The sequence below is a fragment of the Acidovorax sp. genome (genome assembly GCF_046341535.1).
Taxonomy (GTDB): domain Bacteria; phylum Pseudomonadota; class Gammaproteobacteria; order Burkholderiales; family Burkholderiaceae_C; genus Acidovorax.
In genome coordinates this window covers 70,010-82,660 of sequence record NZ_JBKDRI010000177.1, presented here as the reverse complement: position 1 = coordinate 82,660, position 12,651 = coordinate 70,010, and the positions used below count along the sequence as shown (strand labels likewise).

11 protein-coding genes are annotated in these 12,651 nt (G+C 63.7%); 5 read left to right on the top strand and 6 right to left on the bottom strand.

All coding sequences use genetic code 11. From position 1 onward, the window contains the following. Nucleotides 1-83 precede the first annotated feature (83 nt). From ACK543_RS13450 to bchO, 5 genes are all read left to right on the top strand, one after another. The gene (locus ACK543_RS13450; protein ID WP_409943349.1) at nt 84-674 is read left to right on the top strand and encodes an NnrU family protein; all 591 of its coding nucleotides are present in this window, start codon (nt 84-86) and stop codon (nt 672-674) included. 26 nt (nt 675-700) lie between these two features. Next, complete coding sequence (locus ACK543_RS13445; protein WP_409943348.1) at nt 701-2,044, top strand: Coenzyme F420 hydrogenase/dehydrogenase, beta subunit C-terminal domain; 1,344 nt, start codon at nt 701-703, stop codon at nt 2,042-2,044. A gap of 66 nt (nt 2,045-2,110) precedes the next feature. Next, nucleotides 2,111-3,136 (top strand): magnesium chelatase ATPase subunit I, encoded by a 1,026-nt coding sequence (gene bchI / locus ACK543_RS13440; RefSeq protein WP_409943347.1) that lies wholly within the window; start codon nt 2,111-2,113, stop codon nt 3,134-3,136. Between the two features lie 13 nt (nt 3,137-3,149). Further along, nucleotides 3,150-5,075 carry a magnesium chelatase subunit D gene (locus ACK543_RS13435; protein WP_409943346.1) on the top strand — a complete coding sequence of 642 codons (1,926 nt, stop codon included), beginning with the start codon at nt 3,150-3,152 and terminating at the stop codon, nt 5,073-5,075. A 12-nt stretch (nt 5,076-5,087) separates the two neighbouring features. Then, complete coding sequence (gene bchO / locus ACK543_RS13430; protein ID WP_409943345.1) at nt 5,088-5,975, top strand: alpha/beta fold hydrolase BchO; 888 nt, start codon at nt 5,088-5,090, stop codon at nt 5,973-5,975. A gap of 21 nt (nt 5,976-5,996) precedes the next feature. Here bchO and ACK543_RS13425 read toward each other — a convergent pair whose 3' ends face one another. The 6 genes from ACK543_RS13425 to ppsR all read right to left on the bottom strand — a co-directional run bounded on the left by ACK543_RS13425 (nt 5,997) and on the right by ppsR (nt 12,584). Further along, nucleotides 5,997-6,839 carry a B12-binding domain-containing protein gene (locus ACK543_RS13425; protein ID WP_409943344.1) on the bottom strand — a complete coding sequence of 281 codons (843 nt, stop codon included), beginning with the start codon at nt 6,837-6,839 and terminating at the stop codon, nt 5,997-5,999. 186 nt (nt 6,840-7,025) lie between these two features. Continuing rightward, on the bottom strand, nt 7,026-7,517 hold the full coding sequence (locus ACK543_RS13420) for a TspO/MBR family protein (RefSeq protein ID WP_409943343.1): 492 nt from the start codon (nt 7,515-7,517) through the stop codon (nt 7,026-7,028). An 85-nt stretch (nt 7,518-7,602) separates the two neighbouring features. After that, nucleotides 7,603-8,835 carry a geranylgeranyl diphosphate reductase gene (locus ACK543_RS13415; RefSeq protein ID WP_409943342.1) on the bottom strand — a complete coding sequence of 411 codons (1,233 nt, stop codon included), beginning with the start codon at nt 8,833-8,835 and terminating at the stop codon, nt 7,603-7,605. Next, nucleotides 8,808-10,175 carry a BCD family MFS transporter gene (locus ACK543_RS13410; RefSeq protein WP_409943341.1) on the bottom strand — a complete coding sequence of 456 codons (1,368 nt, stop codon included), beginning with the start codon at nt 10,173-10,175 and terminating at the stop codon, nt 8,808-8,810. Before ACK543_RS13410 ends, ACK543_RS13415 begins: the two co-directional genes overlap by 28 nt. Next, the gene (gene chlG / locus ACK543_RS13405; protein WP_409943340.1) at nt 10,172-11,125 is read right to left on the bottom strand and encodes a chlorophyll synthase ChlG; all 954 of its coding nucleotides are present in this window, start codon (nt 11,123-11,125) and stop codon (nt 10,172-10,174) included. Before chlG ends, ACK543_RS13410 begins: the two co-directional genes overlap by 4 nt. Before the next feature lie 73 nt (nt 11,126-11,198). After that, a complete protein-coding gene (gene ppsR / locus ACK543_RS13400; RefSeq protein ID WP_409943339.1) occupies nt 11,199-12,584 on the bottom strand; it encodes a transcriptional regulator PpsR in 1,386 nt (461 codons plus the stop codon). Nucleotides 12,585-12,651 lie beyond the last annotated feature (67 nt).

Here is a 12,651-nt window from a genome sequence, read left to right as displayed (position 1 = left end):
TGTCAACCGCGCTGGACACTCCCGTGTCAGAATGACTCTGAAATTGGAATCCTCCCTTACTCATGCTGCACTAAGTTTCGGACATGCTGCAACTGATCATCGGTCTGTCACTGCTTCTGGGTGTCCATGCCCTGCAAAGCCAAGCCCCCCAAGTGCGCCAAAACGTCATCGACCGCTGGGGCGCGCTGGGGTTCAAAGGCGTTTACGCGGCGGTGTCGCTGCTGGGCTTTTGCCTATTGGTGCAAGGTGACGGCCTGGCGCGGCTGGACCCGGTGGTGCTCTGGACACCGCCACGCGGCATGCAGCACGCCACGATCTTGCTGATGTGGCTGGCCATGGTCTTGCTGGTGGCCACCTATTTGCCGGGCAACCATATCAAGGCCAAACTGCGCCACCCCATGACTTTGGCGGTCAAGGTCTGGGCGCTCGGGCATTTGCTGTCGAACGGCAACCTGGCCGATTTGCTCTTCTTCGGTGGCTTTGTGCTGTGGTTGGTGCTGGTATTCCGCGCAGCCCGCCAGCATGACCGCATGAGCATGGATTACGCGCAAGACGGCACGCTGCTGGACACGTTGCCCGCCGTCGTGGTGGGCACAGGTGTGCGGGCGGCCTTTCTGATGGGAGGCTTGCACTTGTGGCTGATCGCCGTGATGACGTTCACGCTTGCAGGCTGATGGCCCCGCAGCCTGAGACGCTCTCCTTGAGCCCATCGCCGGACACGCAAGCCGCGAGCTCCCAGAGCGACACAACGTGGGGCGTTGAGGGAGGCACGACGGTGGCCAAGCCAAGCGTTGCGGCCCCGGCCCGCAGGCTGTGCACCGACTGCGGCCTCTCTCGCACGGATGACCCCAAGCGCTGCGGCCAGGCTTGCCAGTTCATCCAGCCCGATTACCCGTGCCTGGAGCGCCGCGTGCATGGCCGCGTGCGCCAACGGAGCAATGCCGCGCACCAGGCCCAGCCCGACGAGCTGTTTTTCGGGCCTTACCAACAGATCCTGAGCGCCCGCCTGGACCCGCCTGCGCAAGGCGCGCAGTGGACCGGCATCACCACCCGCCTGGCCGAAATGCTGCTCGAACAAGGCCTGGTCGACGCCGTGATCGCCATGGCCGCCGACCCCCACGACCGCTGGCGCCCGCGCCCTGTACTGGTAAAACGCGCGCAAGACATGGCGCAGTGCCGAGGCATGCGTATGGGCTATGCGCCGCTGCTGAGCCTGGTGGAGCCCGCGCTGGCGCAAGGCCACAAGCGCCTGGCCGTGATCGGCATCCCGTGTCAGATTTACGCCCTGCGCGCCATCCAGCCGCAGCTTGAACGCGAGCAGGGGCTGGAGCAACTTTATGTGATTGGCACGCCCTGCTCGGACAACACCACAACAGAAAACTTTCACCAGTTTTTGGGCCTCATTTCTGACCGGCCGCAAGACATCAGCTACGTCGAGTTCCGCGCCGATTACAAGGTGGAAGTGCGCACCGACCAAGGTGACCAACGCCTGATCCCGTTTTTGAACCTACCGCTGTCCACCTTGCCACCCGACTTTTTCCCGCTGACTTGCCGCACCTGCGTGGACTACACCAATGTGCTGGCCGACATCACCGTGGGTTACATGGGCGGACACGGCCAGCAGTGGTTGCTGGTGCGCAACGCACGCGGGCAAGCGGTGCTGGACGGTATTCAGGGCCAATTGGTCACCAGCGCCCCCATCAGCAAGGGCAAGCGAGAGGGCCCGGTGCGGGGCTTCATGGCCAACACCGAGCGCGCCGCCGGGGGGCTGCCTCTGCGGCGCATTCCCGCCTGGATCAAGCCCCTGGTCAACTGGCTCATGCCCCGGGTGGGGCCTCGCGGTCTGGAGTTTGCCCGCGCCCGGGTCGAAATGAAGGCCATCGAGTCCATCTTGCACCTGCGCCGCGAAGCGCCAGCGCGCCTCAAAAACATGCTGCCGCAGCACGTTTGGGATTTGGCGGCTCGTTATGGGCTGAAACCAGCGACCCCGCCTGCGACCCACGGTGATTCCGACCCAGTAGACACATCCAAGGTGAGACCGTAAATTTAAATTGACACTTTGCCACGTCTTTTGGATGATGGATCGAGAATACTTTTGCGGAAAAGCCCCATGGCATTGACTTTCCCTTTCGCGGCCATCGTTGGTCAAGATGAAATGACCCTCGCCATCCAGGTGGTGGCGGTCGACCCCTCGATCGGTGGCGTACTGGTGTTGGGCGACCGGGGCACCGGCAAATCGACGGCCGTGCGCGCTCTGGCCGACCTGTTGCCACCCATCCAAGTGGTCAAAGGCTGCCCTTACCGCTGCGACCCGGCCAAGCCAGCAGGCGCCTGCCCGGTCTGCCAAGCTCGCGACCCGAAATGCAAAATCACCACCGAACGCCAGAGCGTGGCCGTGGTTGACCTGCCTTTGGGGGCCACCGAAGACCGAGTGGTCGGCGCGCTCGACCTGGAGAAAGCCCTGTCGCAAGGCGTCAAAGAATTCGCGCCCGGCCTGCTGGCCCAGGCGCACCGGGGCTTTTTGTACATCGACGAGGTGAACCTTCTGGACGACCACCTGGTGGACCTCTTGATTGACGTGGCCGCCTCGGGCGAGAACCTGGTCGAACGCGAAGGGCTGAGCGTGCGCCACCCCGCCCGCTTTGTGCTGGTGGGCAGCGGCAACCCTGAAGAGGGCGAACTGCGCCCGCAACTGCTAGACCGCTTTGGCCTGTCGGTGCAGGTGCGCACGCCGCAAGATTTGAAACTGCGCGTGGACATCATCAAACGCCGCGACGCCTTCGATAGAGACCCCGCCGCCTTCAAGGCGCTTTGGCACAAGGACAACCAGAAGCTGCAAAAACGCATCCTCAAGGCGCGCGAACTGCTTGACCGGGTCACGGTGAGTGACGACATGCTGATGCTCTGCGCCCGCCTGTGCCAACAACTGGGCACCGATGGCCTGCGCGCCGAACTCACGCTGCTGCGCGCAACCCGGGCGCACGCTGCGCTGCAAGGTCACAAAGCGGTGAAGGCCGAGCACTTGCAAAGCATGGCCCCGCTGGCCCTGCGTCACCGCCTGCGCCGTAACCCGCTGGATGACACCGACTCGGGCGCGCGCGTGCAGCGCAGCTTGCAAGAAGTGCTGGCCGCCTGACACGGCAGCGCGCATGACCCGCGACAACACGCCGTCCAAGGCATCTTTTGACCTGCTGGAGCGCTGGAACGACGCGCTCACCGCGCTGCAGTTGCTGCAGATCGACCCGCACGGTTTTGGTGGCGTGTGCCTGCGTGCGCCACACGGCCCGGTGCGCGATCGCTGGCTGCAAGCGTTGGCCACCCTGGGCCTGAGTTTGGTGAAGGTGCCCGGATCGGTAGACAGCGAGCGGCTGCTGGGGGGCATCGACCTGGCCCACACCCTGCAAACTGGCCAGCTGCACCTGCAAGCGGGCTTGCTGCAACAAGCCGACCAAAGCTTGGTCTGCCTGCCCATGGCCGAGCGCCTGTCGCCCGCCTTGCTCGCGCCCTTGGTGCAAGCACTCGAGCAAGGCCAAGTGCCTCCCACCCGCCACAGCGTAGCACCCAGCACCACCCGCTTTGGCGTGGTGGCGCTCGACGAATCTTTGCCCGACGAGCCCGGCATGGGCGCGGCCCTGAGCGAGCGACTGGGCGTGTGGTTGGACTTGCATGAACTCTCGCCCAGCGACATCCATGACGGCTGGGCCGATGCCTGTTTGGCGACCGACGCATCGACCAACGCTACCAACGACGCACTGAACGATTTGCCCGACGTTGATGGCCTGAACATGCGTCTGAGCCAGGGTGCTTTAGCCCGTGCTCGCGCTCACCTGTCGAAAGTGCAAGCCAGCGACGAACAGATGCAGGCGCTGTGCGCCGCCGCCCTGGGCCTGGGTATCGGCTCCTTGCGCGTGCCCAGCCTGGCGCTGCGCGTGGCCTGCGGCCATGCAGCGCTGAACGGGCGCAGCACACTGGACGCCGACGACCTGGGTTTTGCCGCTCGTTGCGTGCTCGCACCGCGCGCCACGCAATGGCCTGCCGAGCCGACAGATCAGGAAGCCGAAACCGCGTTTGCCGAAGACCACAGCGCGCCGCCGCCAGAGCCCCCTTCGGAACCCGGCGAAACGCCCAAGCCTCAATCTGAACAAAACACCGACAACGCGCCAGACAAAGCGCCACCGCCCGAAGCCCAAGCCGAACCCAGCGCCGAAGCCCTGCAAGAGATGATGGTTGCCGCCGCCCTGGCCAGCTTGCCGCCGCACATGCTCGACGCGCTGATGACGCGCCAAGGCACAGCCAGGCACCAAAGCTCAGGCCGCAGCGGCCAGACCCGCGCAGGCTCACAACGGGGCCGCCCACTGCCACCACGCCCGGGCCGCCCCAACGGTGCCGCGCGCCTGCATGTGCTGGCTACCTTGCGCGCCGCCGCGCCCAAGCAGCGCTTGCGGCAGGCGCACAGCAGCGGACGCATCGCCATCCGCGTTGAAGACTTCCACATCCAGCGGTACCAGCAACGCGCCTCCAGCTGCCTGATACTGGCGCTTGACGCCTCGGGCTCGGCCGCGCTGCAGCGCCTGGCTGAGGCCAAAGGAGCGGTCGAGTTGCTGCTGCAACAGTCGTACGCCCGGCGCGACAGCGTATGCATCGTGGCCTTCCGGGGTGCGCAAGCGCAACTGCTGCTGCCCGCCACACGATCGCTGGTGCGTGCCAAACGCGCCATGACCGGGCTGCCCGGTGGCGGCGGCACGCCTTTGGCCCTGGCCCTCAAAATGGCACACGAACAAGCCACGCTGCTGCAACGCCAAGGCGTCACGCCCATCCTGGTGGTGCTGAGCGACGGGCGTGCCAACGTCACGCTGCAAGGCCTGGGCGGCCGCGCCCAGGCGCAAACGGATGCACAACGCTGGGGCCAGCAATGGCGCGCCAGCGGCCACCGCGCCTTGTGGATTGACACCTCGATGCAGCCGGACGCGCAAGCGCAGCAACTGGCCGCCACCATGGGCGCGAGCTATCTGCCCATGCCGCAGGTGCAGTCGCAGCGCATAGCGCACGCCATCGAGCGCGCGCGAAAGCCATAGGCCGAAAGCACCATGTTTGATAGGTTCTACCCCGGCATGTCTTGGGCGGATCACCGCAACACCTGGCCGCACGCACAGCACAGCCGCTTTGTGCAGGCGGGCGGCATCCAGTGGCATGTGCAGCAGCTGGGCCAAGGCCCGTGCATGCTGCTCTTGCACGGCGCGGGCTCGGGTAATTTCAGCTGGCGGGGTTTGTTGCCCTCCTTGGCGCAGCACTTCACCGTGGTCGCGCCCGACCTACCCGGACACGCCTTCACCAGCCGGGGACCAGAGGGCGCGCTGACGCTGCCCGGCATGGCCGAAGGCCTGCGCGCGCTGATGCTGCAATTGCAGCTCACGCCGCAAGTCATCGTGGGTCATTCGGCGGGGGCCGCGATTGCCGCGCACATGGCGTTGCACTTTGACAGAGCGTCGCGCAGCACCCTGATCGGCCTGAACCCGGCCTGGCTGCCACTGCCAGGCGTAGCCTCTTGGTTGTTTGGCCCGGCGGCCAAGCTGGCAGCCCTGAACCCGCTTTCTGCCTGGGTTACCGCCAAAATGGCGGCCAAACCGGGGGCCGTGGCCGAGTGGATTGCTCGCACCGGCTCCACGCTCGACGAGCAAGGGGTGAACCTCTACACCCGGGTGCTCAGCGACTCGGGCCATGTGCACGGAGTGCTGTCCATGATGGCGGCTTGGCGGCTCAAGCCCCTGGCCGCAAGATTGCATGAGATCAGCAACCCGGTGTTCATGCACATCGGCGCGCAAGACCAGACCGTGCCGCCCGCGCTGGCCGATGCCGCTTGCGCTCGACTGCCTCAAGCGCGGCAACAGGTGCAGGCCGGGCTGGGCCATCTGGCGCATGAGCAAGATCCGGCAGGCACGGCACAACAGATTTTGAAGTGGTGCGCTGCCCGCTGAGCGGACCGAACGGGGCTGCGCTCAGCTCGCCCGCACCAAGCGTTTGACCGCGCCCACCGCCTCGCGGGCATCGGTGAAGATGGCATCCGCACCGAGCTCAGCGGGGCTGACATCGTGTATGAGGAAGATCGGCCCGCCCAAAACCACCCGCACTTTGGGGTTGCCCGAGCTGGCCCGTAAATGGGTAATCAAGTCGGGCAGGGTGCTTAACTGCGCCTCGATGGCCACCGAAATACCCACCACGTCAAACCATTCATTGGCCACAGCCCGCAGCAACTCGGACTCGGAGGACGAGATTTCCAGTACCACTTCTGAACCAGTCTGGCGAAAAAAATCGGCCACGATAGTCAAGCCCAAAAAATGCTGCGACCCTGGTGCACAGGCCAGCATGACCCGTTCGCTCTCTCCCTCTTCGCGCTGCCCGGCAGGCGACTCGTAGCCCAGGCGATAAATCATCTGGTGCATCATGGCCAAGCCACAGGTGACTTGGGTGAAATCGCACAAATCCTGCTCCCACAAAACCCCCAGGTGGCGGGCGGCCGGCGTGATCAGCTCTAGAAAAATGCGGTCGTTCGTCAAGCCTCTGGCCGTCAAGGCGTCCACGATCTGATTGGCCTTCAAGGCGTCTGCGTTCAGGCAGAACTGTGTGAATGACTGGAATTCAGGCTGGGCCTCTAGTGCCTCGTGTTCCGGCGCCTGCGCTGCCAGCAGGACCTTGCCGGAAAAAAACTGCTGAACGTTGAGCAATCGGGGAATGATTTGCTGCTCAATCACCGCATTCAGGGATTCCTTGCAATCCTCTGGCAAGTTGGGCGTCTGCTTCGATACTTTCGGTTGCTCACCCAAGCCATTGAACTCAGACATACACGTTCCTTGCAACACAAGCGTGTCACCTTGGGTGAAGGTAAAAACCGGGGCGTCAATTCGCCAGCAAGATGGCGTACCGGTGCGATGCTGCTCAGGCGTTTATAGAATCTTCAATGAAGCTCAACAAGCATGAAAAACCCTAGGTCAATCGGGTTTTTGAGGTCTTTTTCAGACGCTATGCCTTCAGGGCAAGCCTGCAAACGGTCCGTTCAGTTGCACGGTTTGCCAGTTGAGCACCGCTGCCGCACTGACCCAAACCGCGTAGCTGAGCAGCAACAGGCTAGCCCAGCGTGACAAGCGCCACAAGCCGACGATCAGCGCCACGATGGACAGCCACAAGAACACCACCTCCAACAGTGCCCAATCAGGACGCTGCAGCTTGAAGTAGAGCGCGCTCCACAAGATGTTGAGCAGCGCGTTGGCACCAAACAAAAACGCCACACGGCGGCGCAGCGCCGCGGTATTGGCAGCCTGCCACGCCAGCCAGCCGCTGATGGCACACAGGGTGAAGATCGTGGTCCAGATCACGCCAAAGGCGGCGTCGGGTGGTTTCCAAGCCGGGTGTTTCAGCGCGAAGTACCAGGGACCCAGATCGGTCAGGGCCGCGCCAATGCCCGCGGTTGCATAGCTCAGGGCAAAGGCCCAGGCCAATCGGATGACAGCTTGTCGGTTCATGGCGCGCATTGTCCTCAGCGGAGCCACTGGGGCTGTGCGGGCGGGCACAGGCCTATGCTCCCGCGCTTCGTGCTCAATGCTCTCCTCACGTTCGCGCCAAGCCCAGCAGGTGCGCCATGTCCTTGCAGAAGATGCGCACATGGGCCATCGGATCCTTGCGCGCCAGTTCTTTGTTCATGTAAGACTCAAACGTCAGGCGCTGCACATCGCGGTCTTCGCAAATCTTGACAAACTTCTCACGGCGACGGTCATTTTTGTACCAGAAGTACTGCATCACGCCCAGAATCCAGAACACGCGGCCGTGCTGCTTCATGAAGCTTTTGCGGCCGTTTTTCAGGCAGGCGCTGTTGCCGGTTTTAAGCGCTTCGTGCGCCGCCTGTGCCACGCGCCGGGCACAGTCCATCGCGTAATAAATGCCTTCGCCCGACGACGGGGCCACCACGCCCGCCGCATCGCCAGCCACGATCACATCGCGGCCGTTGTCCCACTGCGGTAGCGGTTTGAGCGGAATGGGCGCACCTTCACGGCGCAAGGTGGGTGCATCAGCCAGGCCCGCGATGGCGCGCAGGCGTGCCGTGGCGCTGCGCAGCGAAAAACCCTTGTCGGCACTGCCCATGCCCACGCTCATGGTCTTGCCGTGCGGGAAGACCCAGCCGTAAAAGTCGGGCGAGACCTCGCCCTGGTAGTACACGTCGCAGCGCGCTGCGTCGTAGCCGGGCTGGCCCACAGGGGCCTCGATGATCTCGTGGTAGGCGAACACATATTTGGTTTTGTGCGCATTGGGAATGGCCTGGCGCGCCACTTCGGAGCGCGCGCCGTCGGCCCCCACCACGATGCGGGTGCTGACTTTGATGGGCCGCGCATGTTCGCTGGCCGCGTGTTCTTTGGGTGTGACCGGGGTGTAGTGCACCCACAGCTGACCGCTCTCGTCGTGCTCGATCTTGTCAAAAATGGCCTGGCAGCGCACGGCACCCGATTGGGCGGCGCGCTCGCGTAAATACTCGTCGAACTCGTCGCGGTCGACCATGCCGACAAAGCCGTTGTCGATGGGGATGTCCACTTTGTTGGCAGCAGGCGAGATCATGCGTGCACAACGCACTTTAGCCACCAGCAGGTGGTCAGGGATGTCGAAGTCCTGGATCAGGCGCGGTGGGATCGCCCCGCCGCAAGGCTTGGTGCGGCCTTGGCGGTCGAGCAACAAGACGCGCCAGCCTTGGCGTACCAAATCGTGTGCAGCGGTCGCGCCCGAAGGCCCACCGCCCACCACCACAAAGTCGAAATCGGTCTGGTTCATGAGCTTGACCCACCTTTCAGCCATACGAGACCATCCAAACGCACGCTTTGGCGCTGCGCAGGCCCGGCGCGCAGGCGTGATGCCACCGCTGCTGAGACCGCAAACATGATCGCCTGCATGCCAAATACGGCCGCATAAGCCGTGCGTTGTTCACCCAACAAGGCATGGGCAAGGTCGCTGGCCGCAGTGCCGAGCAATCCCCCTAAGCCAAAGGCCGCCGCTTGCGCCGCGCCCCACAAACCCATGCGGGTGCCTTCGCGGCCCGGGCCACCTTCACCCGCCAGGCGCATCATCGTGGCAATCGCGGCAATCGAAAAAGCGCCGTTTGCCACACCCAGACACACCACATTCGCCTTCAGGGGCCAATTGACCGACAGCGCCGAGCTGACCAGGCCAACCGTGGCCAGCGCCGACACCAGGCAGCCGCCCACCATCCAGGCCTGCACCGAGCCCAGGCGTCCGACCGCCCAGCGCGAACCGGCACCCGCGACCGCCAGCATGCCGATCAACACCCCCATATGGTGCCAGCCCGACAGCTGCGTGGTCTGCCCCGGCGTAAAGCCGTGCACAGCGCCCGCAAATGGCTCCAGAATCAAGTCTTGAGCGCTGTAAGCCAGCATGGACATGAACACAAACACGGTGAAAGTGCGCGCCGCCGGTTCGGCCCAGACTTCCTGAAAAGCCTCTTTGAACTTCTGTTTTTGCAGGCGTTCGGTGCTCACGCTAGGTGCCTGTGCATCTGGCTGTGTCTGCGAAGGGTCTCCGTCTTTTTCTAGACCCCACAAACACAGCGCCGTGATACACGCGGTGATCAGGCTCAGTCCCGCAGACACCTGTAACAGCACCTGCGGGCTGTAGGGGTCAATCAGTTTGCCCACCACGCCCGCCGTGACGGCAAAGCCCACAATCATCATTAGCCACACGGTGGTGGCCGCTGGCGCACGGCGCTCGTCGGGCACGCGCTTGGCCATCAGCGCCAGCAAAGATGTGCCGCAGGCGCTCACGCCAAGTCCGATCAGGCTGAAAGACAACCAGGCCAGCAACGCGCCATACAAAGGCTGCGAGGCCATCCACGCCGTGGCCCACGCGGCCATCACGCCACCCAAGCCCAGCACCAACATGCCGCCCATCATCCAGGGCGTGCTGCGCCGGCCTTTGTCTGCGCCAAAACCCATGCGCGGGCGCACCATTTGTACCGCGTAATGCCAAGCCACCAGCAAACCAGGCAGCAAAGCCGGCAGCGCCAGCTCGACCACCATGATGCGGTTGAGCGTGGACGTAGTCACCACAACCACCGCGCCCAGGCAGGCCTGGATCAAGCCCAGGCGAATGATCTGCAACCAGCCAAAAATCGGCGTGTTCACGCGAGCCCCTGTGGGTTGAGCGAATGCAGATGGCGCAAACCCCAGGCGCTGACCATCATGCCGCTGACAAACAGCGGCACGCCATAGGCCGAAACTTGCAAAGCCCGCTCAATCGGCTGGCGCAAAAACTTGAGCATCAAAGGCCCTTGCAACAGCGCCAAAGCCAAGACCGCGGCGGCATGCCAAGGCAACTGCCAGTGCTGCAGCAAAGCCGCCACCACCGCCTGCGGCAGCAGCATGAACAGGCAGGCGGTGCGCGCTGCGCCAAAGGCTCCCAGCTGCACCGGCAGCGAAGCCACGCCCATGCGCCGGTCGCCTTCGATGGCCTTGAAATCGTTGAGTGTCATGATGCCGTGCGCCCCGACGCTGTAGAGCAGCGCCAGCGACACCGCGTGCGGGCCGGGCCAGGCACCGCCCAGCATCACCGCCGTGCCGGTCAGCCAGGCTAGGCCTTCGTAACTCAGGGCGCAAGCGGCATTGCCCCACCAACCATTGTTTTTGAGGCGCACGGGCGGTGCGCTGTAGGCCCATGACAAGGCAATAGCCAGGCCGCAGGCTGTGAAACCCCAAGGTCCCATGAGAGTGGCCCAGACCAGCGACAGCGTGGTCCAGGCGATGGCGATGCCCAGACCCCAGCGCCCGGGCATGCGGCCCGAAGGGATCGGGCGGCGCGGTTCGTTGATGGCGTCCACATGCCGGTCAAACCAGTCGTTCACTGCCTGACTGCTGGCGCACACCAAGGGGCCAGTCAGCACCAGGCCCAACAGCAGCAAGGCCCAGTTCGCGCCGATGTCCTGGCCCGAGGCCACGACACCACAGGCAAAAGCCCACATGGGCGGGAACCAGGTGATGGGTTTGAGGAGTTCGGCCACCGTGCGCAAGGCGGGCCGACCCAGCGGCGACGTCAAAGCCTGAAGGGGCGGCGTGTGGGCCAGTGGCGGGGTGTCCATACCCCGATTGTGAAGAGAGTTTTTAAAATGTCAACGATGGTTGACACTTAATGTCATCGATAACTGACAGTCTTCAGGAGGCATCAGCTTCGGCCTCGGCCACCATGCCAAACCGGCGCAGCTTCACGTACAGACTTTGGCGCGACAAACCCAGCATTTCAGCCGCCGAGGCACGGTTGTTGTGGGTCAGCTCCAAGGCCGCTTCAATGCACATGCGCTCGATGGTGTCCACCGTCTCGCCCACGATGTCCTTGATCGGGCGACGCCCCACCAGCTGGGTCAAGTCGGCAAACGGGGTGGCTCGGCTTGGCGCTGTCAAGACACCCCCTTGCAGCCTGCGATCCATGTCGCGCACAAAAAAGGCGTACGTCGGCTCGGGCCGAGCCAGGTACACGGCCGACACCTCGACCGGCAAGGTCATGCCCGACAGGGTACGCACCCCGGTGGCAAAATTGCGCACCGGCAACTGCTGGCGCAAGCTGGTGTTGAACACGCCCCAGTCCACCGAGCCGCGCAAAAGCCAGCGCTCCAGATTTTGGCCCACCACCTGCGAAGACGCCGTCAGACCGAGCAAGGCCATGCTTTCCTCGTTGACGCTTTTGATCACGCCCGAGGTGTCGGTCAGCAACCAGCCACCGGGGAACCGTTCCATGGCCTCGCTCAACGTCTCAGAGGCACCTGCGTCCGGGCTTTGCGTCACGGCGTCTCGCGTGACTAGGCGCACCAAAAACTGCGCCCCACCCTCTTGGCGGAACACGGTGGCCGACACGGTCCAAGCCGAAGGCAAGCCCGCCACGCGGGCCGAACAGATTTCGATGCGGCCAGTGGCCAGCGCCGTGCGCAGCAAGGACTGCACTTCGCCTTGGCTGTCGCCTTCAAAGCATTCGCGTATATCGCGGCCTACCAAGCGTTTGCCTGTTTCCTTCAACAAGGACTGCGCGCCCACATTGGCCTCTAATACACGCTGGCTGCTGGCATCGACCATCAACACCGCCTCGGACGAGGTGTCAAACAGCACGCGGTAACGCGCCTCGATGTGGCGCAGCCGCAAATAGTCCCTCTCCATCGACTGCTGGGTTTCGACCAGGCGTCGCTGCAACTCAGCCAGACTTTCCAAATCACGGCCCAAGGCCAGAAATTTGCCGCCGTCCAAAGGCAATAACACGTATTGCAAAGCCACCTCGTTGCCCAAGGGGGACACATGGTTCACATGCCGCCAAAGCATGAGGTCAGGTGTGCCTTTGGACTGCAACATTTCCTGGATTTTGATGCGGCTTTCCGTGGTGACGGTGTCGATCCATCTGCGTCCGACCCAAGCCTGGCAACCCAAGGCGGCCATGGTGTCGCGCCCGGTCGAGACATCCTCGATCACCCCTTGCAGGTCCATGACCAAGGTGACGTCCGACACCACCCCCAGCAACCGGGAAAAGGTGGACGGGTCCAGAGACGGAAGCTTCATGCTGAAAACCAACTGCGTTTGAGTGTCATGAAGCTGACACTTGATTTATTGTTTGAGTATAGGCCTT